The following is a 25,973-nucleotide window of genomic DNA, read 5'->3' as shown; positions in this document are numbered from 1 at the left end:
CGGCGGATCTTTCGCGCACGTCATGAATCCGCTTGTTTTTCGCCGAAAGCCCCTTGCCAGTGTTGACAAGGTCACACTCCCATCAACTAGAGTCCCTCCAATCCGTAATACGGAATCGCATGTCTGCACTATGAAAGCCCGGCTTCGGCCGGGCCACGGGAGAACCCATGCCCGAAAGCACCTCGGCGGTGCCGGACGCCCGGCCCGACCAGGGTCTGGACCGGCTCAACGCCCTCTCCGAGGAGGAACTGCGCACCGAACTCGCGCAGTGCCTGGACGTGGAACGCTGGGTGCTGGCCGTCGCGGCCGCCGCCCCCTACGCCGACCGCTCCGCCCTCCTCGACACGGCCGACGCCCACGCCCGCGAGATCACGGCCGACGAGGTCGCCTCCGCACTGGCCCGCCACCCCCGCATCGGGGAGAAGGCCCAGGGGCGGGGCACCGAGGCCGCCTGGTCGCGCGGCGAGCAGTCCGCGTTCGCCGCCGACACCGACGACGCCGCCGTCCGCGTCCAGCGGATCTTCCAGTACGCCCAGCAGGAGTACGAGGAGCGGTTCGGGCAGATCTACCTCGTCTGCGCCAGCGGCCGCGGCCCCCGCGACCTGCTGGCCGACCTGGTCGGACGGCTCGCCAACGACCGCGACACCGAACTGGCCGTCGTCGGCGGCGAACTGCGCAGGATCGCCGCCCTGCGCCTGGTCAAACTCCTGGAGGCCACCGCATGAGCCACGTCACCACGCACGTCCTGGACGCCGCGCTCGGCCGCCCCGCGGCCGGCGTCCCCGTCCGGCTGGAGGCCGCGGCCGACCCCGGCCGCTCCTCCTGGAAGACCGTCGCCGAGGGCGTGACCGACGGCGACGGGCGGGTCGGCGACCTGGGCCCCGAACAGCTCGCCGCCGGGTACCACCGGATCACCTTCGACACCGCCGCCTACTTCGAGGCGACCGGGCAGCAGGGGTTCTACCCCGAGGTCACCATCGTGTTCGACCTCGCCGACCGGGACGCGCACTACCACGTGCCGGTCCTGCTCAGCCCGTTCGCCTACTCGACCTACCGGGGCTCCTAGCCGCCGAGACGCCCGGCGGGGTTCCGGAGGCCGCGCGGAGGAGATGTCTTCGAGAAAGGACCTGTGGCCGAAGGCCGTCCGTTGAGGATGGCGGGCGACGGGCGAGGACGTCGACAGAGCGGCCGAAGGCTCCCGCCGAGGGGGCGCCGAAGCGGACTGCGGCCGTCGGGCCGTCCGTTGAGGATGGCGGGCGACGGGCGGGAGGAGCGGCGGCCCGAAGCAGGCACCGGCGCCCGGCACGACAACCTCCGGACCCGCGGCTCACGGGCCCGGCGGACACCGGAACGAAACCGAAGGGACACGCCTCAGGACACGGCGACACGCAGGATCACAGACTCAGGGTGCGTGATAGGTCCTTCCGCATGAACAGCGGTCCTCCCTCGTACGCACAGCGTTCACACGCGAACGACGAAGACTTATCCACACGGATGGAGTTCACCCTGATGGGCATCAGACTCGGAGACAACCAGTACGGCAAGGCCGAGGTACGCCTCGTCCACGTCGACCGCCAGACCGACGTCCACCGGATCAAGGACGTCAACGTCACCTCCCAGCTGCGCGGTGACCTGGAGGAGGTCCACACCGCCGGCGACAACGCCAAGTGCCTGCCGACCGACACCCAGAAGAACACGGTCTACGCCAAGGCCCGCGAGTGGGGCGGCGTCGGCGCCATCGAGGACTTCGCGCTGCGCCTGGCCCGCCACTTCGTGGACGAGCACGACTACGTGCACGGCGCCCGGCAGGAGATCGAGGAGTACTCCTGGGAGCGCATCGTCACCTCCGACGGCCCCCACGACCATTCCTTCGTGCGCAACGGCGCCGAGACCCGCACCACCGTCGTCACCAAGGACGGCAACCGCGAGTGGGTCGTCTCCGGCTTCACCGGCCTGACCGTCCTGAAGTCCACCGGCTCGGAGTTCCACGGGTACCCCAAGACCCGTTACACCACGCTCCAGGAGACCACGGACCGCATCCTGGCCACCGACGTCACCGCCCGCTGGCGCTACGTCGGCACCGACCACGACTTCGACAAGGCCTACGCGTCCATCCGCGCGCTGTGCCTGGAGGCCTTCGCGAACACGCACAGCCTCGCCCTCCAGCAGACCCTCTTCCAGATGGGCTCCGCCGTCCTGGAGGCGCACCCCGAGGTCGCCGAGATCCGCTTCTCGATGCCCAACAACCACCACTTCCTGGTGGACCTGTCGCCGTTCGGCCTGGACAACCCCAACGAGGTGTTCTTCGCCGCCGACCGCCCCTACGGCAAGATCGAGGCCGTCGTCGAGCGCGACGACGCCCCCGAACCGGGCGACGCCTGGAAGACCGTCCCGGGCTTCGTCTGACCCCTCGCCCGATCCCCGGGGCCCGACGTGCGGCCGGGCCCCGGTCATCCCCTGGTCCGAGGTGACCCCTCGCCTGCCCGCCGTGCAGCGGGCTGCCCGCCTTCGCCGTGCCCTGCCACGGGCCGCAGGCGGTGCGATTCGTCGGGCGCACGCGCCCGGGAGACCGACCACCCCCCGTGGTCACCTGAACAAAGGCTGGAAACTGGCCATGTCGAACAGTCCGTCCGCGAAGGACTCGGCCACAACGAACGCCACCCTCCCCCCTCGCCCCGAGGACGAGAAGCTGCCACCCCGGCTGCTGCTCGTCTACGGAATCCAGCACATCCTCACCATGTACGCCGGCGCGGTCGCGCCGGCCCTGGTCATCGGCGCCGCCGCCGGACTCGCGAACGACCCCGCCGCCATGGGGATACTCGTCAGCGGCGCGCTGCTGGTCGCCGGGATCGCCACCCTCCTCCAGACCGTCGGACACCGCCGGATCGGCGCCCAGATGCCGATCGTGGTCGCCGCCTCCTTCGTCCCCGTCAGCGCCGTCACCACCCTGGCCGCGGGCCAGAACGGCGAGAACCTGCCGGTGGCGTTCGGCGCCTCGCTGGCCGCCGGTGCCTTCGCCCTGTGCCTGACGCCGTTCTTCGGGCAGCTCATCCGCTTCTTCCCGCCGATCGTCACCGGCACGATCATCACCGTCATCGGGATCAGCCTGATGCCGGTGGCCGCCCGGTGGATCATGGACGGCGGCGTCCACACCGGTGCGGACGGCGTGTCGGTCCCGGCCGCGCCCCTGGCCGACCTGGCCCTGGCCGGGGTCACGCTCGCCGTGATCCTCCTGGGCTCCAGGGTGCTGCCCGGGATCTGGGGACGGCTGTCCATCCTGCTCGGCATGGTGGTGGGCACCCTGGTGGCCCTGCCCCTGGGCATGGCCGACTTCAGCCGGGTGGGCGAGGCCGACATCGTGTTCAACCCGGCCTCGGTGTTCTACTTCGGCGCCCCGCAGTTCCAGCCCGCCGCGATCGCCACGATGTGCGTGATCATGCTGGTGGTGCTCACCGAGGGCGCCTCGCACATCATCGCCGTCGGTGAGATCACCGGCACCAGAGTGGACGCCAAGCGCATCTCGGCGGGCCTGCGCGCCGACGTGAGCGGGTCGATCATCGGCCCGATCTTCAACTCCACCCCGACCAGCTCGTTCGCCCAGAACATCGGGCTGCTGGCGCTGACCGGCATCCGCAGCCGCTACGTGGTGGCGGTGGGCGCGGGCATCCTCATCCTGCTGGGGATGTTCCCGATCCTGGGCGGCGTGATGGCCGCCCTGCCCGCCCCGGTCCTGGGCGGGGCCGGCCTGGTGCTGTTCGGCAGCGTGGCCGCCAGCGGCGTCAAGACGCTGGCCAAGGTGGACTTCACCCGCAACCTCAACCTGGTGCTGGTGGCCGCCTCGATCGGAGTGGCGGTGATCCCGCTGGCCTACCCGACGTTCTACGCGTTCCTGCCCGAGTCCGTGGAGATGATCGCCCACTCCGGCATCATCGGCGCCGCGGTGACGGCGATCCTGCTGAACATCTGCTTCAACGTGATCGGCGGCGGGGCCCAAAAGGCGCCGGCGGCGATCGACACCCGGGAGATCGGCTCGGCCGGCCCGGGCGAGGCCAAGTACACCGACCAGGCGGGGGCCGCCTACCGCGAGGAGGACCCCGACCGGACCTGATCCGGTTCCCCGCGGCGGGGGCGGGTGCGTGCCATCGGGCGCACCCGCCCCCGCCCCTTTTCCGCTTCTGTTCACCGGAGACGAATGGTATGCCTGAGACCATGACCGACTGGGATCTGCGCAAACTGCGCGTGCTGCGCACCCTCGACCGGGTCGGGACGGTGCGCGCCACCGCCGAGGCCCTGTGCACCACCCCCTCCGCCGTCTCCCAGCAGTTGTCCGCGCTCTCCCGCCAGGTGGGGGTGGAGCTGCTGGAGCCGCACGGGCGCCGGGTGCGGCTCACCGACGCGGCCCGGGTACTGCTGCGGCACACCGACATCGTGCTGGCCCAGTTGGAGCGGGCCGAGGCGGAACTGGACGGGTTCGCCCGGGGCGGGGCCGGAACGGTGCGGGTGGGCGCGTTCGCCACGGCCGTGCCCGGGCTGGTGGTGCCCGCGCTGAGCGCGGTGCGCGACGCCCATCCGGGGCTGACGGTGCGGGTGCACCAGGCCGAGGCGTCGGAGGTGTACGACCTGCTGGCCGCCGGGGAGATCGACATCGGCCTGTCCCTGGCCGCGCAGGCCCCGACCGGGCGCGACGACCGCTTCGAGCGCGCCGGGCTGCTCACCGACCCCATGGACGCCGCCCTGCCCGCCCGCCACCGGCTGGCCGGGACCCCCGCGCTGCGCCTGCGCGAGCTGGCCGGGGAGCCGTGGATCTACGGCGCCGGCGGCCCCTGGCGGGACATCACGGTGGCGGCCTGCGCCCAGGCCGGGTTCGTCCCCGAGCAGGCGCACGTGGCCTCGGACTGGCGGGCCATCCTCGACATGGTCGCCGCCGGTCTCGGAGTGGCGCTGGTGCCGCGGCTGGCCGCCACCGGCGACGCCCCCGGGGTGGCGCTGCGGGTGCTGCACGAGGACCGGCCGCGGCGGCACGTGGTGTGGGCGGTGCGCGCCGGATCGAGGGAGCGGCCGCAGATCGCGGTGACACTGCGGGCCCTGGTGGACCGGGCGGCCGCCCTCGCCACCGCGAACGTTCAGTTCGACTGAACATGATGATCGAAAAGTTTCGCTGGAAATGACCGGTTTCACCTGCCAGTCTGAAGGTGTCCGAACGACCCCTCATCCGGCAGGAGGACCATGAGCACCACCCCCGGCTTCGATCCGCGCGCCTACAACGCCCGTCCCTACTCCGGCGGCGACCCCTACGCCGACTACCGGACCACCGACCTCGACCTCGGCGGCCTGGTGGACCTCGCGGACCGCAGGCTCGGGGGCGCCGTGGTCGCCGCCAACGACGAGTTCTTCGCCCACCGCGAGAACCTGCTGCGGCCCGAACCCGCCGAATTCGACCCGCACGCCTTCGGGCACAAGGGCAAGGTCATGGACGGCTGGGAGACCCGGCGCCGCCGCGGCCCGGCCGCCGACAGCCCCCACCCGTCGGCCGACGACCACGACTGGGCGCTGGTCCGCCTGGCCCTGCCCGGGGTGGTCCGCGGCCTGGTCGTGGACACCGCGCACTTCCGCGGCAACCACCCCACCGAGGTGAGCGTCGAGGCCGCCCACGTGGCGGGCACCCCCACCACCGACGAGCTGCTCAAGGCCGAGTGGACCGAGCTGGTGGCGCGCACCCCCGTGTACGGGCACGCCGCCAACGGGTTCGAGGTGGCCGACGGCCGCCGCTGGACCCACCTGCGGGTCAGGCAGTTCCCCGACGGCGGCATCGCCCGCCTGCGCGTGTACGGCGAGCCGGTCGCCGACCCGGCCTGGCTGGCCGCCCTGGGCTCCTTCGACCTGGTCGCGCTGCTCAACGGCGGTGCGGTGGAGGACGCCTCGGACCGGTTCTACTCCTCCCCCGAGAACATCATCGCGCCGGGCCGCTCGCACAAGATGGACGACGGCTGGGAGAACCGGCGCCGCCGCGACACCGGCAACGACTGGGTGCGCTTCCGGCTGGCCGCCCAGGGCGAGATCCGCGCCCTGGAGCTGGACACCTCCTACTACAAGGGCAATTCCGCCGGATGGGCGGCGGTCCTGGGCCGCGACGCGCAGGGGGCCGACCCCGAGGCGTGGTTCGAGATCGTGGGCCGCACCCGGCTGGAGCCGGACGGCATCCACCGGTTCGTCCTCCCGGCTCCGGTGACCGCCACGCACGTGCGCACCGACGTCTTCCCCGACGGCGGTATCGCCCGCCTGCACGTGTACGGGTCGCTGACCGCGGCCGGGACCGCCGAGCTGGAGCGCCGGTGGACACGGACCCGCGGCTGACCAGCGGGCACCGGGGCCCCGACACGTCCCCCGCCACCGCCCACGACGGGCGGTCCGCGGCCGACGGGCCTCCCGCCCGCGGACGGCCCCCGGCCGCCGCCCCCTCCTCTCCTCAGGGCGGCCGGCAGGGCGCCCCCGCACCCGAGGGGCGGCGCACCCGTGCGGGTGCGCCGCCCCTCGGGGTCATGTCCCATGGAGCGGTGTGAGGACAACGGCTGTTCGAGCAGAAACGAATCGCCGACCAGAGCATCGTTGCCTCCGGGGCTCCGGAGTCGAACGAGGTCACACCACTCCGTGGGACACCATCCCCCTCGGCGGTGCCTCAGGACCGCTCGATCATCCGCCCCGCCGTGGAGTCCCCGGTGACCTCGGCCCCGCGCAGCAGGGTGCGCCGGACCCCGCCGGTGAGCACCGCGCCGTCGTAGGCGCTGACCGGGTTGCGGTGGGCCAGCTCCCGGGCGTCCACCCGCACCTCCTCGTCGGGGGCGAAGAACACCAGGTCGGCGTCGGTGCCGACGGCGATCGCGCCCTTGCCGGGCACCCCGGCCACCCGGGCGGGGGCGGCCGACATCCAGCCCACCACCTCGGCCAGCGGGACCCCGCGTCGCCGCGCCTCGGTCCACACCGCGGGCAGCCCCACCTGGAGTCCGGAGATCCCGCCCCAGGCGGTGCCGAAGTCACCGGTGTCCAGGTCCTTGAGGTCGGGGGTGCTCGGCGAGTGGTCGCTGACCACGCAGTCGATCAGGCCCTCGCGCAGCGCCCGCCACAGCAGGTCGCGGTTGCCCTCCCCCCGGATCGGCGGGCAGCACTTGTACCCGGTGGCGCCGGCCGGGACGGTCTCGGCGGCCAGGGTCAGGTAGTGCGGACAGGTCTCCACCGTCAGGCGGACGCCCTCCTGCCGGGCCCGCGCGATGAGCGGCAGCGCCGCGGCGCTGGACAGGTGCAGGATGTGCGCCCGCACGCCGGTGCGCCGGGCCGTCTCGATCACCAGGGAGATCGCCCGGGTCTCGGCGTCGTCGGGCCGCGAGGCCAGGAACGCGGCGTAGTCGCGCCCGGCGGCGACCGGGGCCGCGGCCAGCACCTCGGGGTCCTCGGCGTGCACGATGAGCAGTCCGCCGAACGCGGCGATCGCCTCGGCGGCGGTGGCCAGCTCGGCGGCGGACAGGTGCCCGAACTCGTCGACCCCCGAGGGCGACAGGAACGACTTGAACCCGAACACGCCGCGCTCCCACAGCGCGGACAGCTCCCCGGTCGCGCCGGGACGGCTGTTCTCCGGGACCGCGCCGCCCCAGAAGCCGACGTCCACGGCCAGGACCCCGTCGGCGGCCGCCCGCTTGGCGTCCAGCCCGGCGACGGTGGTCGTGGGCGGAACACTGTTGAGGGGCATGTCGACCAGGGTGGTCACCCCGCCCAGGGCGGCGGCCCGGGTGGCGGAGGCGAACCCCTCCCACTCGGTGCGGCCGGGTTCGTTGACGTGCACGTGGCTGTCCACCAGACCGGGCAGCAGCACCTCGTCCGCGGCGGTGCGCAGCTCGCGCTCCCCGGTCAGCGGCGCGTCCGCGCCGTCCCGGAGCTCGACCACCGTTCCGTCGCGCACCCCGAGGGTGACCGGGCGCTCCCCCTGCGGGGTGAGCGCCCGCTCGGCGCGGACGACCAGATCGAGACGGTCCATCTCCCACCTTTCCTTCACGGGGACGCCCGGACCCCTTCGCGGGCCCGGGCGTCCCGACATCGACCGCACGGGGCCGTCGGGTCCGGCGCCCGTTCCGTGCCGGGGCGCCGGACCCGGTCAGCCCACCCGGCGGGTGGCCAGTGCCAAAAGTGTGTCGGCGTCGGTGCCGGTCGCGTCGGCGACCTCCCCGCCGTCCAGGGCACCGCAGCGCAGCCCCTGGGCCAGTACCGAGGCCAGCGCCTGGGCGGTGGCGGGCTCGTCGGCGACGTTACCGCCCTGCACCGAACCCAGGTAGGCGCGCAGCCGGGCCGCGGCCGGAGCGAACGCCTCACGGTAGAACACGAACCCGGCCAGGTGGCGGATCGGGAGCTGGCGGGGGTGCAGGTCCCAGCCCTGGTAGAAGCCGCGCTCCAGGGAGCGGCCGATCAGCCCGGCGTGCAGCCGCCAGGCGGCGTGCACCTCCTCGGCGGTGCCGACCGGCAGGATGTTGCTGCCGCCGTCGGAGAGCCACACGCCGGTCCCGGCGGCGGCCACCTGCATGACGGACTTGGCGTGGTCGGCCACCGGGTGGGCCAGGCTCTGGTGGGCGGCGGTGATCCCGCAGGCGGCGCTGTAGTCGTAGGTGCCGTAGTGCAGGGCGGTGACGCGGCCCGCGCCGGCGGCGATCATCCGGGGAACGGCGACGGTGCCGTCGGCGAGCAGGATCGACTGGGGGGTCTCGATCTGCAACTCGAAGGTCAGCCGCCCCTCGTCCAGGCCGTACCGCCGCTCCAGGCGCCCGGCCAGCCAGGCCATCGCCTCCACCTGCTCGACGGAGGTGATCTTGGGCAGGGTGAGGACCAGGCCCTCGGGCAGGGAGCCGTGCGCCTCCAGGAGGGTGCGCAGGAAGAGGTCGAGGGTGCGCACGCCGCGGTGGCGGCCGGCGGCCTCCATGCCCTTCATCCGGATGCCGAAGTAGGGGGTGGCCGCCCCCTTGGCCAGGTCGGCGGCGAACGCCTCGGCCACGGCGCGGGTGTGGGCGTCCTCGGCCTCGTCGCCCGGGGCGCCGTAGCCGTCCTCGAAGTCGGCGCGCAGGTCCTCGACGGGCTCGGTGGCGAGCTTGGCGCGCACGCGGGGCAGGGCGTCGGCGACGGCCCGCTCGTCCAGGCCGGTGATCCGGGCCAGGTCGGCGGGTTCGGGGGCGTACTCGTCGAGCGAGGCCAGCGCCTGCGCGCCCCAGTCGGCGGCCAGGCCCGGGCCGACGCGGTCGGCGGGCACGTAAACGCTGTGCACCGGCTGCCGGTCGCCGCGTGCGCCGGGGTACTCCCGGCCCAGGCGGGCGTCGGCGCCGGCGAGCCGGGAGTCGAGTCCGGCGACCAGATCCGCAAGGTCCCGGGGGCTGTCCTTGGCCACGTCCGATGTCCTCCTCCGTCGTCGGCGCGCCTCGGCAAGACACGCACAAATTCCTATATGCGGATACTAACTTCTACAATCCGGAAGAACAAGGGTCAAGAGTGACCCGGGGCACGGACCTCGGGAGTTCCCTGGGAAAGCAAGAGCGAAAACCCTCTTTCGTATTGCAAAATAAGGAGGGTGACCGCAGCGGACCACAGCAGGGGAGCACGATCCTTGGCAGCCTCACAGACATCAGGCACGGACCTGGCCCGCCCCGACGACACGGTCCGGCGCACCGGAGGGGTGCAGTCCCTCGACCGCGCGTTCGCGCTGCTGGAGATCATGGCCGACGCCGGCGGTGAGGCCTCCCTCAGCCAACTCGCCGACGCCTCCGGCCTCCCCCTGCCCACCATCCACCGGATCATCCGCACCCTGGTCGGCAACGGGTACGTGCGCCAGCTCCCCTCCCGCCGCTACGCCCTGGGCCCCCGCCTCATCGGCCTGGGCGACAAGGCCGCCAAGATGCTCGGCACCTGGGCCCGCCCCCACCTGGCCCAGCTCGTGGAGGAACTCGGGGAGACCGCCAACCTCGCCATGCTCGACGGCGACAAGGCCATCTACGTCGCCCAGGTGCCCTCCCCGCACGCCATGCGCATGTTCACCGAGGTCGGCCGCCGGGTCCTGCCGCACTCCTCAGGGGTCGGCAAGGCACTGCTCTCCCAGCTCGGCGACGAGGAGGCGCTGGCCACCGTCCGGCGCACCGGGATGCCCGCCGCCACCAACCGCACCATCACCGACCCGGAGCGGTTCATCGCCGAACTGCACACCATCCGCCACAACGGCTACGCCATCGACGACGGCGAACAGGAGATCGGCGTGCGCTGCGTCGCCGTCCCCGTCGCCGGCGCCCCCTCCGGGATGGCCGTGTCGATCTCCGGCCCCGAGGCCCGGGTCAGCTGGGACTTCGTCAACCGCGCCGCCCCCATCGTCCAGCGGTGCGCCACCACCCTGGCGGGGGACCTCAACAACCAGAACTGACCCTTCGCCTGCCTCGGCCCTCCGCTCCGCCCGCCCGTCGCCCTCCACCACCCTCGACGGACGGCCTGCGGCCGAAGGTCATGTCCCGTGGAGTGGTGTGAGAACAACGGTTGTTCGGACGAGAACGCATCGCCGACCAGCGCGTCGTCACCTCTGGGGCTCTGGAGTCGAACGAAGCCGCACCACTCGGTGGGACACCATCCGGCCGAAAGCCCTTCCTCTGCCGTGCTCGGCGCACGTCGAGGGCGGGAACGGGTTCCAGGAAGGCACAGCGGCTCCTCCGTCGCAGTCCTCGTTCCTCGGACCGCTCCTCCGGAGCCTCCGGAACCCCGTCGGCGCCGCGCAGACGGCGAACGGGCCCCGGAGCACATCGCCCCGGGGCCCGTTCGCGTACGTCCCGCTACGTCGGCTGGTCGAAGCCCAGCTTGCGCAGCTGCTTGGGGTCGCGCTGCCAGTCCTTGGCCACCCGCACCCGCAGGTCCAGGAACACCCGCTGCCCGAGCAGGCCCTCGATCTGCTTGCGCGCCCGCGAACCCACGTCGCGCAGGCGGGCGCCCTTGCTGCCGATCACGATCGCCTTCTGGCTGGGGCGCTCCACGTACATCGACGCGTAGATGTCCACCAGCTCCTTGCCGGGCCTGGTGTTCTCCCGCTCCCCCATCTCGTCGACGACCACCGCGATCGAGTGCGGCAGCTCATCGCGCACGCCCTCCAGGGCGGCCTCGCGGATCAGCTCCGCCACCAGCATCTCGTCCGGCTCGTCGGTGAGGTCGCCATCCGGGTACAGCGGCGGCCCCTCCGGCAGGTGCGAGCACAGTACGTCGGTGACGGTCTCCAGCTGGTAGGAGGCCTGCGCCGACACCGGGACGATGTCCGCCCAGTCCCCCAGCTCGTTCACCGCCATCAGCTGCTCGCCCACCTGCGCCTTGTCGACCAGGTCGGTCTTGGTGACCAGCGCGACCACCGGGGTGTTCGTCTGCTCGGCCAGCTCCTTGGCGATGTAGGTGTCACCGCGCCCGATCGGCTCGTTCGCGGGCAGGCAGAACGCGATGACGTCCACCTCGACCAGCGTGGACCGCACCAGCGAGTCCAACCGCTCCCCCAGCAGGGTGCGCGGCTTGTGCAGTCCGGGCGTGTCCACGATGATCAGCTGCGCGTCGGGCCGGTGCACGATCCCGCGCACCGTGCGCCGCGTGGTCTGCGGCCGGTTGCTGGTGATCGCCACCTTCTGGCCGACCAGGGCGTTCATCAGCGTGGACTTGCCCACGTTCGGGCGGCCGACGAAGCATGCGAACCCGCTGCGGAAACCCTCCGGGTAGGAGGGCATCGTCAGCGGCACCCGCAGCTTCTCCAGGTCGAGGTCGTTCATCGATTCGTTGGGCGTGGAAACCCGACCCTTCAGGGCCGGGAGGAAACGCCCTGCTCCTTCTTGATCGTGTAGGCATAGCCGTCGGCTCGCTGGAGCAGCCGAACGTGCCGGTGCCCGATCCCCTGGACGGTGCCTTGTTCAGTCGTGATGTTGAAGCTTCCCGAGGCCCGTACCGCGACCCGGCCGGTGTGTGTCCCCTGCTTCTTCCCCTTGAGAACCACCGCGCGGACCAGATCCCCGGTGGCGAAGGAGAAGAAGCGCTTGGTGCGTGGCAGACGCAGCCGGGCGAACCCGTGCTTGTCCGTCCGGGTACGGGCGTAGGAGCCGCGCCCCGCGCACCCGGCCACCAGCACCGAGCCCACGGTTCCGGTGATGGTGTCGACCTTGCCCACGGCCAGCGCGTCCAGGGTGTGGGACTTGGGAAGCCGGTTACGGGTACGGTTCCACTTGGTGCACCCACCACTGCCCACACGGGTGGGCAGGCGCCGGTCCAGGGCCCGCCACAGCGCCCACCGGGTGGACTGCACCGCGGCCGCATCCTTGAGCGGAGCCTTCGCCTGAGCGAGGACCCTCACCACGATGCGCTCGTCGGCGACGAACTCCTCGACGGGCGTGTCGCTCTTGGCCTGGTTGCAGGGTATGCAGGCCAGGACCAGGTTGGCCACCCGGTCCGTGCCGCCCCGCGAGCGCGGGTGGACGTGGTCGATGTTCAACGGAACACCGGTCACGCCGCAGTAGACGCAGGTGCGGTCGAACTTGGCCAGCAGGTACTCACGCACCTCGAACCCGTGCAGAGTGCCGTGCTGGTACTCGACCCCCTCCAACGGTTCGCCCGCGGACAGGGCATGGGTGTCGAATGCGACCCGCTCCACATGGACGGCCCGCGCAGGGGCGAGCCGGCATAGCCGGTCCACCCATGCCGCGGTGGTCTCCACCCGGTGTCGGAGGGACGGGGCCAGCCACCCTCGGGGGCGGGTGCGGTTGTTGAACCGAGGGGCCCGGTAGCGCAGGTTCGCGCTCCGGCGCCGCCGCCGGTACCCGGACCGCCGGCCCATCTTCTTCGTGATCTGTGTGCCGCGGTGGTCGAGTTGAAGGCTGTAGCGGCCTCGCCGCTGACCGCCCCGGGCGGTGAACACGGCGATGCCGGTGTGCCTGGAACCCGGGTCGATACCGATCTCGACGCCGTCGATGTCGGAGTCGGCCACGGTGCGGTCTTTGAGCCTGATGGTGAACGGGGTGTGGCGGACGATGACCGCCCGGCCTTTGGCCAGGAGCTTGCGTGCTCTGGCGGGTGGGCAGGGTTGCAGGGGTGTGCCGTGCTTGTCGAGGACGAACACGGACGGGTGGGTGGTGTGCACCTCACGGTGCTGCTCCCCAACCTCGGGGTTGGGGGTGACGCCACCGGCGGCAGGTGATCCGCCGGTGGTCTCCCCTCGACCATGTCCCGCACCGGGTACCGCTATCGGGCGGTGTCCGTGCCCCGTTTCGTTCCCGATCCGGGGAGTGTCTGCCGGCACGGATTCCAGAGCAGGCCGCTGAGGAAGCACGGCCTGGTGGGTCTGCCGTCCTGTGCGGAACGTAGCCATCAAGGTCACCTCCTATGCGGTGATGGCTGGGTCTGGTAAAGGCGGCCTTCGACCACGAGGGTTGAAAGCCCGGTCCGTCAGGACCGGGATCCCTTTACATGTCCTTCTTCAGCGACGGTCGATGCTCGCCGGCACCCCGTCGGGGGCGGCGATCACCACCGTCCCGGTCTTGAGGTCGTCCAGCACGGCGCGGTCGGCCCCGTCGAGCTCCGGCTCCGCGGTGACCACCACCGCGGCCTCCAGTTCGGTCGCCTCACCGGAGACCGCCGCGGCCACCGCCGCCTGGAGCGCGCTGAGCTTCAGCGAGGGCAGCGACACGGTGGTCGCCACATAGGTACGGCCGGTCTCGTCGCGCACCGCCGCACCCTCGGCGGCGGCGTTGCGGGCCCGCGAGGCGCGCGCGAGGGTGACGAGCTTGGTGTCCTCGGCGCCCAGGGTCGTGTCGCTCACTGTTCCGTGCTCCTTGTGTTCTTGTTCCCGTCCCGACCGCCTTCACCCTGTTCTCCGGGCAGGCGTTCCACGAGAACGGTCGTCATGCGGTTGCGGCGGCTGCTCTTGCCCTCCAGGGTGAGCCTCAGCCCAGCGTATTGCGCCTGGACCCCGCCCACCGGGACCCGGCCCAGCACGAACGCGACCAGACCGCCGACCGTCTCGACGTCGTCGACGTCCAGGTCCTGGTCCGGGAACAGTTCGGCCAGCTCGCCCAGCGGCAGCCGCGCCGTCACCCGGACCCGGTCCCCGTCCAGCCACTGCACCGGGGGGATCTCGTGGTCGTACTCGTCGGTGATCTCACCGACGATCTCCTCCACGATGTCCTCCAGGGCGACCAGCCCGGCGGTGCCGCCGTACTCGTCGATGGCCACCGCGATGTGGTTGCGCTGCTTCTGCATCTCGCGCAGCAGCTCGTCGATGGGCTTGGTGTCGGGCACGTAGACGGCCGGGCGCATGACGTCGCCCGCGGTCAGCGGCACCTCGCCGGCGGGGTTGCCCGCGGCCGCCGCCCAGCGGTCGCGCAGCCGGTCCACCAGGTCCTTGAGGTAGACGATGCCGACCACGTCGTCCTCGTCCTCCCCGATGACGGGGATGCGCGAGTAGCCGCTGGCCAGCGCCAGGGTCAGCACCGCGTCGGCGTCGGCGTCGCGTCCGGTGAACACGATGTCGGGGCGGGGCACCATGACCTCGCGCACCGACGTGTCGTCGAGCTTGAACACCGAATGGATCATCTGGCGTTCCTCGGGGTCGATGACCTCCCCCTGCTCGGCCAGGTCCACCAGCTGGCGCAGCTCCACCTCGGTGCTGAACGGACCCTCGCGGTCGCCCTTGCCGCGCGGGGTGAGCATCCGCCCGGCGCCGACCAGCAGCTGCGCCAGCGGGCCCACCACGACCTGGACCGGGTACACGATCGCCACGGAGGCGCGGGCCAGCTGCCCGGAGAACTGGCGGCCCAGGATGCGCGGGGTGACGGCGATCAGCACCGACTCCACCACGACCATCGCCACCGCCGTCAGGATCAGCGCGGGCCAGCCCGGGCCCAGCAGGAAGACCATGCCGACCGCCGCGGCGATGACCGCGCACACCTCGCAGACCACGCGCAGGAACAGCAGCACGTTCAAATGGCCGGTGGGGTCGGCGCCCACCTTCTCCCAGCCCCGGCCGGTGCCCTCGGGCAGGCCCACGGACGCCACCCGGGTGACGGCGACCTCGGCGGCCACCAGGAACCCGGCCACGGCGGTGAGCACCAGGGCGATCGCGAACGACGTGATCCACTCGGCCGGGTCGCCGGCGGTCAGGGCGGCGACATCGGGCCACACCGACGGTCTCATCAGGCGGTCTCGTTCCCCTCGGCGGCCCGCAGGGCCTCGCTCTCCCGCCAGGAGGCGAGGATCTCACCCTGGAGGCCGAACATCTCCTTGTGCTCGTCCGGCTCGGCGTGGTCGTAGCCGAGCAGGTGCAGGATGCCGTGCGTGCACAGCAGGTCGATCTCCGCCTCGGTGCCGTGCCCGGCCTTCTCCCCCTGGCGCTCGGCCACCTGCGGGCAGATGATCACGTCACCGAGGACGCCGGGCTCGCTGGTGCGGCCGGGGCCGCCGGGGCGCAGTTCGTCCATGGGGAACGACAGCACGTCCGTCGGTCCCGGCTCGTCCATCCAGCGCACGTGCAGGTCGGCCATCGGGCCCTCGTCGACCAGGACCACGGACAGCTCGGCCAGCGGGTGCACCCGCATGGCGTCCAGGACGTACCGGGCCAGCCGGGAGAGCCGTTCCTCGTCCACGGTGCTGACGCCGGACTCGTTGGCGACGTCGATACTCATCGTTTGCGGATGCCTCACTTGATCGTTGCGGTCGGGCGCCGCAGGGCGGGCACCCCTCGGGCAGCGGAAGCGGTGGGCCCGCACACGGCGCGCCCACCGGCTCCATCGCCTCCGGGCGTGTTCTGCGGATGCTCACTCTGCTACGCGGCGAGCGGCATCCGCGGAACACGCCCTATCCCTTAGTCTGCCCGTTGTCGCGGGTGAGCGCTCCCGGTCCCGTCCTCGCCCGGGGTGTCGGCCGTCTCCCGGCGGGGCGACAGGCCCCGCCCCCGGCCGCCGCGGCGGTCGCCCGACCCGCCCCCGGCACCGTTCTGCCGGTCGGCGTCGTAGCGCCCGTAGGCGTCGACGATCTGTCCGACCAGCCTGTGCCGGACCACGTCCTCGCTGCTCAGCCTGCAGAACGCGATGTCGTCGATATCACGCAGGATCGACTCGATGGTGCGCAGCCCGCTGGCCTGCCCGTTGGGCAGGTCCACCTGGGTGACGTCGCCGGTCACCACGATCTTGGACCCGAACCCCAGCCGTGTCAGGAACATCTTCATCTGCTCGGGCGAGGTGTTCTGCGCCTCGTCCAGGATGATGAACGAGTCGTTCAGCGTGTTGTGCGTGAGCAGGAAGTCGTCGGTGACGTAGAGGGAGTCCTCGGCCGCCACCTGGATGCAGACGCACTCGGCGGTGCCCGCCGGTTCGATGGCGTCGACGAACCGCATGGGGCGGCCGCCGCCGGTGGTGTCGTACCGCTCCTGCTTGCGCGCCAGCCGGAACGGGGCGATCCCCTCGGGCAGCCGCAGGTCCAGGATGTGCGCATCCTGCCGGTGAAAGACCTCCCGACCGCGGGCCAGGCCGGGGGTGCGCCCCTCGGCCGGGCGGACACGGCTGTACACGACACCGCCGAGCGAGCGCACCAGGAACCGCACCGCGTCGGCCAGACGCGGCGAGGCGGTGGTGTACCTCACCCGGCAGGCGCGGCCCTTGCGGGAGACCCGTCCGCCGTCGGAGTCCAGCAGGCCCTGAAGCAGGGCGAGCCGGACCTCGGCGGTGTTGTACAGGTAGTCGTCGGGGACGAACTTCGTCCCGGGGTCGGCCCCGCACAGCCCCGGCCCGCGCATGATCGCCGTGACCGGGTTCGCGATGGTGATCACATCGCCCGGCGCGCTCTCCCGGTCGGGGATGTGGTCCGCCCCGGACCCGTGGCGCATCCGGACCCCGGGCAGCGCCGCGTCCAGGTCCCGGACCGGTTCGGGGGCGCGGGCGGCGGGGCCCGGCGTGGTCCTGCCGGCCGGACGGCCGTCACCGAGCAGCAGCCCCAGTGCATAGGGGTCCATGGGGACCTCCCGCTCGGGGAACTCCACCGGGCGGCTGAGCAGCGGCAGCTCGTACTTGCGGTAGTGGGAGCCGCGCAGGCCGCTCTCGGCGATCTCCTTGGCGGTGAGCACCCGGGGCGGCTTGCCCCGACGGGCGTCGTCGCGCGTGCGCACGGTCCACAGGTGGTCCTCCGAGCACAGGGTGGACGCCCCGTCCTGGGCGGAGAAGCGGTAGATCGCCTTCTCACCCTGCGGGTAGACCCCCAGCACCGGGGTCGGCCTGCCGTCGGAGCCGACGACCAGGTCGCCGACCTCCAGCTCGCCGATCGGCCGGTAGCCGTCCGGGGTGAGCACGGGCGTGTCCACGGGCTGCGCCCTGCCGCGCATGTACGCCAGGGGGGCGACCTCGATGGTGCCGGCGGCCATCAGCTTGGGGATGGAGTCCGGGTCGAGCATGTCGTGGAGGGCGTCGTAGAGCGGCCGCAGGTAGGGGTCGATCTTGTCGTAGAGGGTGCCGGGCAGGAAGCCCAGGCGCTCGCCGGCCTCGACCGCGGGGCGGGTGAGGATGATCCGGTTGACCTCTTTGTCCTGGAGCGCCTTGACCGCCTTGGCCATGGCCAGGTACGTCTTGCCGGTACCCGCCGGGCCGATCCCGAAGACGACCGTGTGCCGGTCGATGGTGTCGACGTAGCGCTTCTGGTTGACCGTCTTGGGCCGGATGGTTTTACCGCGGTTGGACAGGATGTTGGTGGTGAGGACGTCCGCCGGGCGCTCGGCCCCGGGCGAGCGCAGCATGTGGACCATGCGCTCGATGGTGTCGGGGGTGACGTGAGTGCCGCTCTTGGCCAGCTCGATGAGCTCTTCGATCAGCCGGACGACGACGGCGGTCTCCTCGGGGGAGCCGCTGATGGTGAACTCGTTGCCGCGGACGTGGATGTCGCTGTCGAAGGACCGCTCCAGGGCTCTGAGGAGCTCGTCCCCCGAGCCGAGCAGGTTGATCATCGTGTGCTCGTCGGGCACCACGACCTTGACCTGGGCGTCCCGTCGCGGATGCGTGTGCGTTGTCTCGGCCATGATGTGGCCTTGCGGCCGCTGTCCCTGCCCTTCCGGGTCGGGCGTCCCGTCGGCGGGTGGGGCGCCTCATGTGACGGTCCGGGCCGCTTGCACTGCGGCGCCGGCAGGGCCCCGGACCGGGGGTTTCACAACCCCTGCAACCTCTCCGGGCCCACGGCCACGAGTCTAGCAAGGCACCCCGCACCCGCTCGATCGGTTATTCGCCGCTCACCCCGGGGGCCAGTTGAGGCCGCGCCCGCCCAGGAGGTGCCCGTGGAGGTGGAAGACGGTCTGCCCCGCACCGCTGCCGGTGTTGAACACCAGCCGATAGCCGCTCTCGACGATGTCCTCGTCCTCGGCGACCGCGCGGGCCTCGCGCACGATCGCGTCCAGCAGCCCGGTGTCGGCCTCGGCCGCGGCCCCGGCGTCGGCGTAGTGTTCGCGCGGGACGACCAGGACGTGGGTGGGCGCCTGGGGGTTGATGTCGCGGAACGCGATGGTCCGCTCCCCCTCCCGGACGATCTCGGCGGGCACCTCCCCCCGCACGATCTTGCAGAACAGGCAGTCGGCCTGTGTGGTCATCGGGCAACCTCCGTCGCATCGGGTCGGCACCATGATGCCGCAGGCCGAACCCGGGGTCCGCACTCGTCCCTTCCGCCCCGAAAGGCATGGTTCACCACCGTGGCCCGTCGGAAGCGCGATACGCTTTCCTCCCGTGCGCGCCGGCGGATCGAGCGCCGTCCCCCTCGACCCCGCATCGGCATGTTCGGGTTGAATCGCGCTCCTACCTGGAAAAGAAGAGGTATGCCCTTTCGTAAACCCCGCGACAAGGGTGTGCGTCGAACAGATGTGACGACAGAAACCATGGTGGCCGGAGCCACCACGGCTCCCCTGGCCGTGGAGTGGGACGCGGACCATGCCGTGACGGAGCTCTATCGGGAGCACTACCGTCCCCTCGTCCGCCTCGCCGCCCTGCTGGTCCGGGACCACGCGACGGCCGAAGAGGTCGTGCAGGACTCGTTCGTGGCCATGCACGGCGCATGGCGGCGGCTGCGCGACCCCAACAAGGCCCTGTCCTACCTCCGCCAGGCGGTGGTGAACAAGGCCCGGTCCGTGCTCCGTCACCGAGCGGTCGTGGAGAAGCACGCCCCCAAGGCTCTGCCCGACGCCCCCAGCGCCGAACACGGCGCACTGAATTTGTTGGAACGCGAGGCCGTGATCCGTGCCTTGCGCAAACTTCCCACCCGTCAGCGAGAGGCCATCGTGCTCCGGTACTACGGCGACCTGTCCGAGGCGCAGATCGCGGACGCCATGGGGATCAGCCGGGGCGCGGTGAAGAGCCACACGTCCCGTGGCATCTCCGCGCTCCGCTCTGTTCTGGAGCAGACGACATGAGCAGGCCCACAGATCCCTCGAACGACGACTTCGAGGCCAGACTCCGGCAGATGCTGAAGGCGGAGGCCGACACCGTCGCGCATTCGCCCGAGGCCCTGAACCTCATCCGCGAGCGGACCGCCGCCCGCCGCGGCAGTGCCTGGTTCGGGCTCCCGTGGCTGCGCCCGGCGCTGGCCGTGGCCGGTGCCGTGCTCATCGCCGCGTCCGTGGTCATGTCCACCCCCCAGGTGCGCGAGCAGGTGCTGGAGATGGTGCCCGCGGGCGCCGACCGGCAGAGCACCCCGCCCGAGCAGGAGGGCGGCGGCGTGGCCGCACCCACCCTGGAGGAGGAGGCCCCCGCCCCGGAGCCGCAGACCTCCGCACCGGAGCCCTCGCCGGAACCCTCGGACGAGCCGAGCGAGCCCGCCGAGGACGGGGAGGGCGACGACCGCGACCCCACCGCGACCTCGACCTGCCCGTCGGACCCCCCGCCCGCCTCGTCCGACGACGAGGAGGACGGCGGCGAGGAGCAGGAGGAGGACTGCACCCCCTCCGAGGAGCCCACCCCCGGTGACGGCGACGAGGAGCCCGACGACACCGGCGGCGGCGAGGAGCCGGGTGACACCGACGGCGGCGACAGCGGCGGTGGCGACTCCGGTGGTGACACCGGCGGCGGTGACGGGACCGACCAGCAGTCCTCGACGGCCGACTCCGCCGAGGAGTAGCCCACAGGTCACCGGCACACGAAGGGGGCCGCCCGGGTCGGACCCGGGCGGCCCCCTTCGTGTCGTACGGCTACCAGCGCCCGGTGCGGGCCTGGAGCACGGCCAGCGCGGCCACCCCCGCGGTGGAGGTGCGCAGCACGTCGGGGCCCAGCAGGGCGCGTACGGCGCCCGCGGCGTCGAAGGCGTCCAGTTCGGCGTCGGAGAAGCCGCCCTCGGGGCCCACCACGAGGACCACGCCCGCCCCGTCGCCGTCGTCGGGTACCCGCACCTGCGACAGCCGCAGTGCGGCGTCCTCGTGCAGGACCACGCCCAGGTCGGCGGCGGCCAGCAGGTCGGCGACGGCGGCCCGGTCGGCGCGCTCGGACACCTCGGGCAACCGGGCCCGGCGGGCCTGTTTGGCGGCCTCGCGGGCGGTGGCCCGCCACTTGGCCAGGGACTTGGCCGCCCGGTCGCCCTTCCAGCGGGTGATGCTGCGCTCGGCCGCCCAGGGGACGATCGCGTCGACCCCGGCCTCGGTCATCATCTCCACGGCGGTCTCGCCGCGGTCGCCCTTGGCCAGGGCCTGCACCACGGTCAGCCGCGGGCGCGGAGCGGGCTCCCGGGTCCGTTCCAGGACCCGGCAGACGATGTGGTCCCTGCCGGTGTCGACGACCGTGCAGCGCAGCCGCAGGCCCCGCCCGTCGGACAGGTCGACGGCCTCACCGGGCCGGAGGCGGCGCACCGCCGCGGCGTGGTGCCCCTCCGGGCCGGTGAGGGTGACGGTGTCGGCCGCCAGGTCGGCGGTGTCGGCGAGGAAGACCGGCGGTGTCACTTGGCGCCGAAGGCGTCGCGGAGCTTGGCGAACAGGCCGCCGTGGCCGGGGCTGAACCGGCCCGGGGCACGGTCCTCGCCGCGCAGCTCGGCGAGCTTGCGCAGCAGCGCCTCCTGCTCCTCGTCGAGCTTGCCCGGGGTCTCCACGTCGACGCGGATGCGCAGGTCGCCCCGGCCGCCGCCGTCGAGGTGGGTGACACCCTTGTTGGGCAGGGTGATGACGTGGCCGGAGTTGGTGCCCGGGCGCAGGTCGATGTTCTCGGTGCCGTCGAGGGTCTCGAAGGCGAAGGAGGCGCCCAGCGCGGCCGCCGTCATGGGGACGGTGACCGTGCATTGCAGGTCGTCGCCGCGCCGCTCGAAAGTGGGGTGCGGGCGCTGGACGATCTCCAGGATGATGTCGCCGCGCGGGCCGCCGTTGGGGCCGACCTCGCCCTCACCGGCGAGCTGGATGCGGGTGCCGTCGTCGACGCCCGCGGGGATCTTGACGGTACGGGTGACCTTCTCGCGCACCCGGCCCTCGCCCGCGCAGTCGGCGCAGGGGTCGGGGATGACCGAGCCCTGGCCGCCGCACTGGGGGCAGGGGCGGGAGGTCATGACCTGCCCGAGGAAGGAGCGGGTGACCTGGGAGACCTCACCCTGGCCGTGGCACATATCACAGGTGGTGCGGTGGGTGCCGGCGGCCGTCCCCTCACCCTGGCAGGTGGCGCACAGGATGGCGGTGGGGAAGGTGATCTCCTTGGTGACGCCGAACGCGGTCTCGGCCAGGTCCAGCTCGACGCGGATCTTGATGCTGCGCCCGCGCCGGACCCGCTCGCGCGGGCCGCGCCCGCCCGTCTGGCCGCCGCCGAAGAAGGCGTTCATGATGTCGTCGAACGGGAATCCGGCGGCGCCGCCGAAGCCTCCCGCTCCGCCGCCGCCCGGGGCGTAGGGGTCCTGGCCCATGTCGAACATCCGGCGCTTGTTCTCGTCGGAGAGGACCTCGTAGGCCTGGGTCACCTCCTTGAAGCGCTCCTGGGTGGCGGGGTCCGGATTGATGTCCGGGTGCAGCTCGCGTGCGAGCCTGCGGTACGCCTTCTTGATCTCGTCCTTGGAAGCGTCACGACGCACACCGAGGACCTGGTAATAGTCTCTGGCCACTGAGTTACTGTCCTGCCAAAATCTGTCCGACATACCGAGCAACGGCGCGTACCGCCCCCATCGTCCCGGGGTAGTCCATCCGGGTGGGTCCCACGACACCGATCTTGGCGAGCGACTGGTTCCCCACACCGTAGTCGGCCGACACGACCGAGGTGGACCGCAGCCCCTCGTGGAAGTTCTCCGCGCCGATGCGCACCGTGAGCATCGACGGGTCCTTCGCCTCACCCAGCAAACGGATGAGGACCATGTTCTCTTCCAACGCCTCCAGAACGTCCCTCAGGCTGGCGGCGAAATCGACGGCCGCGAGGTTGGCCGTGCCCGCGAGGACCAGTTTCTCCTCGTGGCGCTCGACCAGGCTCTCCAGCAGTACGGACAGGACGGAGGCCGCCATCGCGCGGTTCTCCGGGGGGACCTGTTGGGGCAGGTCCTCGACCGCGCCGGGCACCTCCGCGAGGTGGCGCCCGGCGGTGGCCCGGATGAGCATGCCGCGCAGGTCGGCGACCGCGTCGGCGTCGAGCTCCCCCAGGCCGTCGATGACGCGCTGCTCGACCCGTCCGGTGTCGGTGATGACCACCAGCATGAGCCGCTGGCCCGCGAGGGGCACCAGCTCGACGTGCTGGACGGAGGAACGGGTCAGCGAGGGGTATTGGACGATCGCCACCTGGCGGGTGAGCTGCGCGAGCAGCCGGACCGTGCGGGCGACGATCTCGTCGAGGTCCACGGCGCCGCTGAGGAACGACTCGATGGCGCGGCGCTCGGCGGCCGAGAGGGGCTTGACCGAGGACAGGCGGTCGACGAAGAGCCGGTACCCCTTGTCCGTGGGCACCCGTCCGGCACTGGTGTGGGGCTGGGTGATGTACCCGTCCTCCTCCAGCGCGACCATGTCGTTGCGGATGGTCGCCGGGGAGACCCCGAGCCGATGGCGATCGGCAAGGGCTTTGGATCCGACGGGTTCGTTGGTGTTGACGAAGTCCTCGACGACGGCACGCAGGACCGCGAGCTTGCGCTCATCCAGCAACTCGCCACCTCCTGGCACTCCATGGTCCTCAGTGCTAATTCTATGCCCGGACGCAAACCCCGGCCGTTCCGCGGGCGGGGACGGCGCCGGGGCGCCGCCTTCCACGTCGGCGGCGGACGCCCTCTGTAGACTGCACCACCGTGGCTACCAAGGGAACCGGCCGGTACGGCCGTGATGTGCTCGCCCGGGCGCGCAACCGCCCCACGAGGGAGGTCCCCGAGGTCCCGCTCAGCCGTGACCTCGTGGTGGAGGACGCCGGGGAGGCGTTCTGCGGCGCGGTGGTCGGCTGGGACAAGGCGACCGTGACCCTGGAGGACCGGCACGGTCGGCGCCGCGTGTTCGGGCTCGAACCGGCCGCCTTCCTGGTGGACGGCGAGCCGGTGACCCTGGTGCGGCCGACCGCCGCGCCCCGGGGTCCGCTGCGCAGCGCGTCCGGTTCGGTCGCCGTGCGGGGCCTGAAGGCGCGCACGGCCCGGGAGGGCCGGATCTACGTCGAGGGCGCCCACGACGCGGAGCTGGTCGAGAAGGTGTGGGGGCACGACCTGCGCGTGGAGGGGGTGGCCGTCGAGTTCCTGGAGGGGGTCGACGACCTGCCCGCGATCGTGGCGGAGTTCACCCCCGGCCCGGGTCGGCGCCTGGGGGTCCTGGTGGACCACCTGGTGCCGGGGTCGAAGGAGTCGCGGATCGCCGAGCGGGTGCGGGGCGGGGACGTCCTGGTGGCGGGCCACCCCTACGTCGACGTGTGGCAGGCGGTGCGCCCGGCCGCACTGGGCATCCGCGCCTGGCCCGAGGTGCCCCGGGGGGTCCCCTGGAAGGAGGGGGTCCTGGAGGCGCTGGGCTGGCGGATGAGCACGGGTGAGGCGTGGCGCCGGATCCTGGGGGCGGTGCGAACCTATGCTGACCTGGAACCGGCCCTGTCGGGTCGGGTGGAGGAACTGATCGATTTCGTCACCGGCCCGCACGGACCCTGACCCCCTTTGCGCCTAGGATTCGAACCGGACACGAGGCCCGGTTTCTGCCTCCGGTCGTCGGTACAGCCCGGTAGACACGAGATAGCGCCCCTCATCAGCGGAGCCAAGGAAGAGCATGAGCGAGACCCCGACGAACCCCCCGTCCCCGGAGGACCCGAACCAGGGCCCGCCCTCCGGCGAGCAGCCGCAGGCGCCGTCCCCCTACTCCCCGGAATACGGTGAACAGCAGGGCGGCCCGCCCGGCGGGCAGCAGGGTCATGAGCAGTACGGCGCACAGCCTTCCGGCGGGTACCCCGCCCACGGACAGCCGCCCGGCGCGCAACCCGGGTACCAGCAGTACGGACAACCCCCCGGCGCACAGCCCGGATACGAGCAGTACGGCGCCCAGCCTCCGGGCGAACAGCCGGGCCACCAGCAACCGGGCCACGGACAACCCTCCGGCGCGCAGCCCGGGTACCAGCAGTACGGACAACCCCCCGGCGCGCAACCCGGGTACGAGCAGTACGGCGCCCAGCCTTCGGGCGAACAGCCGGGTTACGGACAGCCCCAGGCGCAGCCGCAGCCCCCGCAGGCACAGCAGCCGCAGTACGGACAGGGTCAGCCCGGCTTCGCGCCGGCGCCCGGCGCCCAGCCCTACGGCCAACCGCAGCAGCCCCAGCCGCAGTACGGCGACCAGGCCCAGTACGGTCAGCCCCAGCAACCCCAGCAGGGGCAGGTCCCGCAGGGGCAGCCGCAGTACGGGCAACCGCAACCCGGTGTCCCCGGCGCCCCGGCCCAGAGCGGCGACAACGACGTCCTGGTGGCGATGCTCGCCCACCTGTCCGGCTTCATCATCGCCTGCCTGGGCTGGATCCCCCCGCTGGCGATCTACTTCGCCAAGCGGAATACTTCGCCGTACGTACGCCACCACGCCTCCGAGGCGGCGAACTTCCAGATCACGTTGCTCATCCCGTACATCTTCGCCGGGGTGGTCTTCATCGGACTGGGTATCTTCTTCCCGAGTCTGTCGTGGATCGGTTCCCTGCTGATCGCTCTGATATGGATCGTTTCGATCGTGTTCGGCGTCCTAGGAGCCAACGGAGCCAACAAGGGAGCGTGGTACCGCTACCCGATCAGCATCCGTCTGCTCAAGTGATCGACCGTCCGCACGAACGCACCCATCCCTAAGGAACCCGACATGTCCTATCCCAACACCCCACCTCCGGAAGACCCCTACGGCCAGCACCCGCAGCAGGGCGGCCAGGGCCAGTCCGGCGGCTACCCGGCGCCCGGACAGCAGAACCCGTCCGGCGGCTACCCGGCGCCCGGCGCCCAGCAGCCCGGCGGTTATCAGGACCCCTCGGGCGGTTACCCGCCCCCCGGCGCCCAGCCCGGCGGTTACCCGCCCCCCGGACCTCAGCAGCCCGGCGGCTACCCGCCTCCCGGCGGGTACCAGGAGCAGACCGGCGGCTACCAGGCGCCCGGTTACCAGCAGGGCGGCTACGGCCCCCAGCCGGGTTCCGCCACGGGCGCCCCGCCCAGCGCGGACGAGCGCCAGTTCGGCCTGTTCGCCCACCTGGGCGGCGGCCTGCTCGGCTTCGTCGTGCCGCTGGTCATCTACCTGATCAAGCGCGACGAGTCGCCGTTCATCCGCGACCAGTCGGCGCAGGCGCTCAACTTCCAGCTGCTGATCCTCATCGGCTACGTGGTCTCCGGCGTCCTGAGCATCGTCTTCATCGGGGCCATCACCTGGTTCCTGTGCTGGGTCGCCGCCGTGGTCTTCGGCATCCTGGGCGGTGTCGCCGCCAACAAGGGCGAGTGGTACCGCTACCCGTTCAACGTCTCCTGGATCAAGTAGGTCCCTGGTCCGCGAACGCCACGAGGGGCCCGGTCCGCGG

General features: G+C 72.1%; 24 protein-coding genes and 3 pseudogenes. 12 read left to right on the top strand and 15 right to left on the bottom strand.

The window, feature by feature from the left end; genetic code table 11:
* Nucleotides 1-167 precede the first annotated feature (167 nt).
* The 6 genes from uraD to alc all read left to right on the top strand — a co-directional run bounded on the left by uraD (nt 168) and on the right by alc (nt 6,354).
* The gene (uraD, locus tag QJS33_RS24855) at nt 168-725 is read left to right on the top strand and encodes a 2-oxo-4-hydroxy-4-carboxy-5-ureidoimidazoline decarboxylase (protein ID WP_306370487.1); all 558 of its coding nucleotides are present in this window, start codon (nt 168-170) and stop codon (nt 723-725) included.
* A complete protein-coding gene (gene uraH / locus QJS33_RS24850; protein WP_306370486.1) occupies nt 722-1,066 on the top strand; it encodes a hydroxyisourate hydrolase in 345 nt (114 codons plus the stop codon). Before uraD ends, uraH begins: the two co-directional genes overlap by 4 nt.
* 443 nt (nt 1,067-1,509) lie before the next feature.
* On the top strand, nt 1,510-2,406 hold the full coding sequence (gene pucL, locus QJS33_RS24845; RefSeq protein WP_306370485.1) for a factor-independent urate hydroxylase: 897 nt from the start codon (nt 1,510-1,512) through the stop codon (nt 2,404-2,406).
* 208 nt (nt 2,407-2,614) lie between these two features.
* Nucleotides 2,615-4,108 carry a nucleobase:cation symporter-2 family protein gene (locus QJS33_RS24840; protein ID WP_306370484.1) on the top strand — a complete coding sequence of 498 codons (1,494 nt, stop codon included), beginning with the start codon at nt 2,615-2,617 and terminating at the stop codon, nt 4,106-4,108.
* 101 nt (nt 4,109-4,209) lie between these two features.
* The gene (locus QJS33_RS24835) at nt 4,210-5,136 is read left to right on the top strand and encodes a LysR family transcriptional regulator (RefSeq protein ID WP_306370483.1); all 927 of its coding nucleotides are present in this window, start codon (nt 4,210-4,212) and stop codon (nt 5,134-5,136) included.
* Nucleotides 5,137-5,226: 90 nt separating this feature from the next.
* A complete protein-coding gene (alc, locus tag QJS33_RS24830) occupies nt 5,227-6,354 on the top strand; it encodes an allantoicase (RefSeq protein ID WP_306370482.1) in 1,128 nt (375 codons plus the stop codon).
* A 322-nt stretch (nt 6,355-6,676) separates the two neighbouring features.
* On the opposite strand, the gene allB is transcribed toward alc, so the two are convergent.
* Together allB and QJS33_RS24820 are read right to left on the bottom strand one after the other, a co-directional pair.
* Complete coding sequence (gene allB / locus QJS33_RS24825) at nt 6,677-8,026, bottom strand: allantoinase AllB (protein ID WP_306370481.1); 1,350 nt, start codon at nt 8,024-8,026, stop codon at nt 6,677-6,679.
* 117 nt (nt 8,027-8,143) lie between these two features.
* Complete coding sequence (locus QJS33_RS24820; protein ID WP_306370480.1) at nt 8,144-9,418, bottom strand: aldolase; 1,275 nt, start codon at nt 9,416-9,418, stop codon at nt 8,144-8,146.
* Nucleotides 9,419-9,703: 285 nt separating this feature from the next.
* On the opposite strand from QJS33_RS24820, the gene QJS33_RS24815 reads away from it, so the two are divergent.
* Nucleotides 9,704-10,438 carry an IclR family transcriptional regulator gene (locus QJS33_RS24815; RefSeq protein WP_306370493.1) on the top strand — a complete coding sequence of 245 codons (735 nt, stop codon included), beginning with the start codon at nt 9,704-9,706 and terminating at the stop codon, nt 10,436-10,438.
* Nucleotides 10,439-10,838: 400 nt separating this feature from the next.
* On the opposite strand, the gene era is transcribed toward QJS33_RS24815, so the two are convergent.
* From era to QJS33_RS24770, 9 genes and pseudogenes are all read right to left on the bottom strand, one after another.
* Nucleotides 10,839-11,807, bottom strand: coding sequence for a GTPase Era (era, locus tag QJS33_RS24810; RefSeq protein ID WP_306370479.1), 969 nt, complete (start codon nt 11,805-11,807; stop codon nt 10,839-10,841).
* A gap of 29 nt (nt 11,808-11,836) precedes the next feature.
* On the bottom strand, nt 11,837-13,165 hold the full coding sequence (gene iscB, locus QJS33_RS24805) for an RNA-guided endonuclease IscB (protein ID WP_306370478.1): 1,329 nt from the start codon (nt 13,163-13,165) through the stop codon (nt 11,837-11,839).
* A gap of 336 nt (nt 13,166-13,501) precedes the next feature.
* A complete protein-coding gene (locus QJS33_RS24800; RefSeq protein ID WP_306370477.1) occupies nt 13,502-13,843 on the bottom strand; it encodes a cytidine deaminase in 342 nt (113 codons plus the stop codon).
* Complete coding sequence (locus QJS33_RS24795) at nt 13,840-15,216, bottom strand: hemolysin family protein (protein ID WP_306370476.1); 1,377 nt, start codon at nt 15,214-15,216, stop codon at nt 13,840-13,842. The genes QJS33_RS24800 and QJS33_RS24795 overlap by 4 nt, the downstream gene beginning before the upstream one ends.
* On the bottom strand, nt 15,216-15,704 hold the full coding sequence (ybeY, locus tag QJS33_RS24790) for an rRNA maturation RNase YbeY (RefSeq protein ID WP_306370475.1): 489 nt from the start codon (nt 15,702-15,704) through the stop codon (nt 15,216-15,218). The genes QJS33_RS24795 and ybeY overlap by 1 nt, the downstream gene beginning before the upstream one ends.
* Nucleotides 15,705-15,883: 179 nt before the next feature.
* Nucleotides 15,884-16,303 (bottom strand): annotated as a pseudogene (locus QJS33_RS24785) (PhoH family protein); the annotation flags it as partial.
* 270 nt (nt 16,304-16,573) lie between these two features.
* Nucleotides 16,574-16,813 (bottom strand): annotated as a pseudogene (locus QJS33_RS24780) (LAGLIDADG family homing endonuclease); the annotation flags it as partial.
* A 570-nt stretch (nt 16,814-17,383) separates the two neighbouring features.
* Nucleotides 17,384-18,082, bottom strand: a pseudogene (locus tag QJS33_RS24775) (PhoH family protein); the annotation flags it as partial.
* A gap of 207 nt (nt 18,083-18,289) precedes the next feature.
* Nucleotides 18,290-18,643 carry a histidine triad nucleotide-binding protein gene (locus QJS33_RS24770; protein ID WP_306370474.1) on the bottom strand — a complete coding sequence of 118 codons (354 nt, stop codon included), beginning with the start codon at nt 18,641-18,643 and terminating at the stop codon, nt 18,290-18,292.
* Nucleotides 18,644-18,925: 282 nt separating this feature from the next.
* Here QJS33_RS24770 and QJS33_RS24765 point away from each other — a divergent pair, with 282 nt between their 5' ends.
* The gene (locus tag QJS33_RS24765) at nt 18,926-19,456 is read left to right on the top strand and encodes a SigE family RNA polymerase sigma factor (protein ID WP_220565283.1); all 531 of its coding nucleotides are present in this window, start codon (nt 18,926-18,928) and stop codon (nt 19,454-19,456) included.
* A complete protein-coding gene (locus QJS33_RS24760; RefSeq protein ID WP_306370473.1) occupies nt 19,453-20,160 on the top strand; it encodes a hypothetical protein in 708 nt (235 codons plus the stop codon). The genes QJS33_RS24765 and QJS33_RS24760 overlap by 4 nt, the downstream gene beginning before the upstream one ends.
* A 70-nt stretch (nt 20,161-20,230) precedes the next feature.
* Here the strand turns inward: QJS33_RS24760 and QJS33_RS24755 are convergent, their stop codons facing one another.
* Genes QJS33_RS24755 through hrcA form a run of 3 tightly spaced genes read right to left on the bottom strand, consistent with a single transcriptional unit; the run spans nt 20,231 to nt 23,125 of the window.
* Nucleotides 20,231-20,971 carry a 16S rRNA (uracil(1498)-N(3))-methyltransferase gene (locus QJS33_RS24755; RefSeq protein ID WP_306370472.1) on the bottom strand — a complete coding sequence of 247 codons (741 nt, stop codon included), beginning with the start codon at nt 20,969-20,971 and terminating at the stop codon, nt 20,231-20,233.
* Nucleotides 20,968-22,107 (bottom strand): molecular chaperone DnaJ, encoded by a 1,140-nt coding sequence (gene dnaJ / locus QJS33_RS24750; RefSeq protein WP_306370471.1) that lies wholly within the window; start codon nt 22,105-22,107, stop codon nt 20,968-20,970. Before dnaJ ends, QJS33_RS24755 begins: the two co-directional genes overlap by 4 nt.
* A 4-nt stretch (nt 22,108-22,111) precedes the next feature.
* Nucleotides 22,112-23,125 (bottom strand): heat-inducible transcriptional repressor HrcA, encoded by a 1,014-nt coding sequence (hrcA, locus tag QJS33_RS24745; protein WP_306370470.1) that lies wholly within the window; start codon nt 23,123-23,125, stop codon nt 22,112-22,114.
* Nucleotides 23,126-23,265: 140 nt separating this feature from the next.
* Between hrcA and QJS33_RS24740 the strand changes: the two genes are divergently transcribed.
* On the top strand, nt 23,266-24,096 hold the full coding sequence (locus QJS33_RS24740) for a DUF3097 domain-containing protein (protein ID WP_306370469.1): 831 nt from the start codon (nt 23,266-23,268) through the stop codon (nt 24,094-24,096).
* Between the two features lie 94 nt (nt 24,097-24,190).
* Here the strand turns inward: QJS33_RS24740 and QJS33_RS24735 are convergent, their stop codons facing one another.
* Nucleotides 24,191-24,913, bottom strand: a complete 723-nt coding sequence (locus QJS33_RS24735; RefSeq protein ID WP_306370468.1) for a hypothetical protein — start codon at nt 24,911-24,913, stop codon at nt 24,191-24,193.
* On the opposite strand from QJS33_RS24735, the gene QJS33_RS24730 reads away from it, so the two are divergent.
* Nucleotides 24,902-25,231 (top strand): DUF4870 domain-containing protein, encoded by a 330-nt coding sequence (locus QJS33_RS24730; RefSeq protein ID WP_306370492.1) that lies wholly within the window; start codon nt 24,902-24,904, stop codon nt 25,229-25,231. The two genes, QJS33_RS24735 and QJS33_RS24730, sit on opposite strands and share 12 nt — an antisense overlap.
* A gap of 42 nt (nt 25,232-25,273) precedes the next feature.
* Entirely contained in the window at nt 25,274-25,933 is a 660-nt protein-coding gene (locus tag QJS33_RS24725; RefSeq protein ID WP_306370467.1) for a DUF4870 domain-containing protein, read from the top strand.
* Nucleotides 25,934-25,973 lie beyond the last annotated feature (40 nt).

The organism is Nocardiopsis sp. CC223A, from assembly GCF_030766825.1.
In the GTDB taxonomy this organism is placed as follows: domain Bacteria; phylum Actinomycetota; class Actinomycetes; order Streptosporangiales; family Streptosporangiaceae; genus Nocardiopsis.
Note: the sequence above shows the minus strand (reverse complement) of the source record. Positions and strands in the feature narration are given on the sequence as shown.

What these genes read in the sequence shown, in the direction of transcription:
- allB (WP_306370481.1), bottom strand. Translation starts at nt 8,026, where the DNA reads ATGGACCGTCTCGATCTGGTCGTCCGCGCCGAGCGGGCGCTCACCCCG.
- QJS33_RS24835 (WP_306370483.1), top strand. Translation starts at nt 4,210, where the DNA reads ATGACCGACTGGGATCTGCGCAAACTGCGCGTGCTGCGCACCCTCGAC.
- uraH (WP_306370486.1), top strand. Translation starts at nt 722, where the DNA reads ATGAGCCACGTCACCACGCACGTCCTGGACGCCGCGCTCGGCCGCCCC.
- pucL (WP_306370485.1), top strand. Translation starts at nt 1,510, where the DNA reads ATGGGCATCAGACTCGGAGACAACCAGTACGGCAAGGCCGAGGTACGC.
- QJS33_RS24765 (WP_220565283.1), top strand. Translation starts at nt 18,926, where the DNA reads ATGGTGGCCGGAGCCACCACGGCTCCCCTGGCCGTGGAGTGGGACGCG.
- era (WP_306370479.1), bottom strand. Translation starts at nt 11,807, where the DNA reads ATGAACGACCTCGACCTGGAGAAGCTGCGGGTGCCGCTGACGATGCCC.
- ybeY (WP_306370475.1), bottom strand. Translation starts at nt 15,704, where the DNA reads ATGAGTATCGACGTCGCCAACGAGTCCGGCGTCAGCACCGTGGACGAG.
- QJS33_RS24770 (WP_306370474.1), bottom strand. Translation starts at nt 18,643, where the DNA reads ATGACCACACAGGCCGACTGCCTGTTCTGCAAGATCGTGCGGGGGGAG.
- QJS33_RS24760 (WP_306370473.1), top strand. Translation starts at nt 19,453, where the DNA reads ATGAGCAGGCCCACAGATCCCTCGAACGACGACTTCGAGGCCAGACTC.
- QJS33_RS24795 (WP_306370476.1), bottom strand. Translation starts at nt 15,216, where the DNA reads ATGAGACCGTCGGTGTGGCCCGATGTCGCCGCCCTGACCGCCGGCGAC.
- QJS33_RS24730 (WP_306370492.1), top strand. Translation starts at nt 24,902, where the DNA reads ATGCTCGCCCACCTGTCCGGCTTCATCATCGCCTGCCTGGGCTGGATC.
- uraD (WP_306370487.1), top strand. Translation starts at nt 168, where the DNA reads ATGCCCGAAAGCACCTCGGCGGTGCCGGACGCCCGGCCCGACCAGGGT.
- QJS33_RS24725 (WP_306370467.1), top strand. Translation starts at nt 25,274, where the DNA reads ATGTCCTATCCCAACACCCCACCTCCGGAAGACCCCTACGGCCAGCAC.
- alc (WP_306370482.1), top strand. Translation starts at nt 5,227, where the DNA reads ATGAGCACCACCCCCGGCTTCGATCCGCGCGCCTACAACGCCCGTCCC.
- QJS33_RS24840 (WP_306370484.1), top strand. Translation starts at nt 2,615, where the DNA reads ATGTCGAACAGTCCGTCCGCGAAGGACTCGGCCACAACGAACGCCACC.